The organism is Limnohabitans sp., from assembly GCF_040400975.1.
Taxonomy (GTDB): domain Bacteria; phylum Pseudomonadota; class Gammaproteobacteria; order Burkholderiales; family Burkholderiaceae_C; genus Limnohabitans_A.
On the sequence record NZ_JBBAPF010000144.1, the window covers coordinates 1 to 1,129 of the forward strand.

At 53.9% G+C, this 1,129-nt stretch carries 2 protein-coding genes; one reads left to right on the forward strand and one right to left on the reverse strand.

Going from position 1 to position 1,129, the window contains the following annotated elements; translation table 11 throughout:
• Positions 1-412, reverse strand: a 412-nt coding sequence (gene coq7 / locus ABWQ00_RS16240; protein WP_353239698.1) for a 2-polyprenyl-3-methyl-6-methoxy-1,4-benzoquinone monooxygenase, incomplete at its 3' end; no start/stop codon positions are given.
• A 352-nt stretch (positions 413-764) separates the two neighbouring features.
• Here coq7 and ABWQ00_RS16245 point away from each other — a divergent pair.
• Positions 765-1,129, forward strand: a 365-nt coding sequence (locus ABWQ00_RS16245) for a porin (RefSeq protein WP_353239699.1), incomplete at its 3' end; no start/stop codon positions are given.

Below are 1,129 nucleotides of genomic sequence, written 5' to 3' on the forward strand. Positions count from 1 at the left end.
GCTCGGTCTCCACCACAAAGCCCAAACTCACCTTATCGCCCCCCAGCTTGCCCGCGGCAAAGCCAATGGCAAAAGCCCCCGCATACCAAAGTGGGTTGAGCCAAGACGGGCGGTCGTTCAAATCATGCAGCCTTTGCTGGGTCCAGGCCAGGTGGTCGGTCTCTTCGCGGCTGGCTTCGGCCAGTTGGGCCCGCAGCGCTGGGCTTTGGCAGGCTAAGGCCTGACCGGTGTACAGCGCCTGGGCGCAGACCTCACCAACATGGTTGATGCGCATGAGCGCGCCCGATTGACGGCGTTCAGCTTCATTCAATTCCAAATAAGCAACGTTGGCAGCTGGGTTGGGGCGGCTGGCGCGGGGCTCGGCAAACAGGGTGCGCAAAGCGCTGTCGGTGGCCAAAATCAAAGCATTCATCATGGGTAAAGTTTACCTAGGCGGCGCAAAGCCTGTTGGCGGCCAGGGGCAGAGCGATGAATGCTGAGGTGAAATGGTTTTTGAGGTTTTGATGCTTTCAATTCAAAACTTGATGGAAGTCATTGAAATCATTGGTGAAAATTCATTTCCTAAAGAAGTGCTTAAGGGTAAATCCTAGGGTTTGTTGCACGGCAACAACAAAAAGGCCTTATCTTTTGCATATGTCTTGGCGAAGTCATTTACGTCTGGTGGAATACATACAACTTCCTGAATTGGAGGTTGGCTCAGGGTCTCGAAGGGTGATAGTCACCCATCTGATCTAGGCCCTTTTTTAACCTTGGAGAAATTTGCAATGAAAAAAACTCTGATTGCTCTGGCTGTTCTGGCAGTTTCCGGCGCCGCTTTCGCTCAATCCACAGCCACCATCTCTGGCGGTATCAACGTCGGTATCATGGACACTGGCGCTGCAGGTGCCAAGGCTGGCGTTGCTCATCTGGGCAATGGCGCTAACGCCATCAACATCGGCGTTGCTGAAGACCTGGGTGGCGGTCTGCGTGGTGGTTTCGACAGCCAGATCCGTTTCAACTCTTCTAACGGTGACGAGAACTCCTCTGGCGCCGGCAACGCATTGTTTCTCACCGCCAACACATACTTGAGCGGGGCTTTTGGTACAGCCCGTATTGGTTCAATCGTTGAAGCCAACACCTGCGGTATGGA